At 56.1% G+C, this 223-nt stretch carries 1 protein-coding gene; it reads left to right on the forward strand.

Annotated features, from left to right (window positions below; genetic code table 11):
* The coding region (locus NE547_RS18360) for a transposase (protein WP_256176656.1) at positions 1 to 223 on the forward strand (223 nt) is incomplete at both ends.

Below are 223 nucleotides of genomic sequence, written 5' to 3' on the forward strand. Positions count from 1 at the left end.
CCGCAATGTGTTCTCAGTCACGCCTCGCTCCAAGGTAAAGCTGGTGGCCAAGATGCTCAAGGCCATCCACGCCCAGGAGAGCAAGAAAGCTGCCCGGGAAAAGGCTAAGGCTGTGGTGGAGGAACTGCGTTCCATGAAACTGAAGGAGGCTGCCAGGAAGGTAGAGGATGGCATTGAGGAGACTCTTACCTACTGCGATTTTCCCAGCGAACACTGGACTCGC

Origin of the sequence: Flavonifractor sp. DFI.6.63 (assembly GCF_024462255.1) — a bacterium.
Taxonomy (GTDB): domain Bacteria; phylum Bacillota; class Clostridia; order Oscillospirales; family Oscillospiraceae; genus Lawsonibacter_A; species Lawsonibacter_A hominis.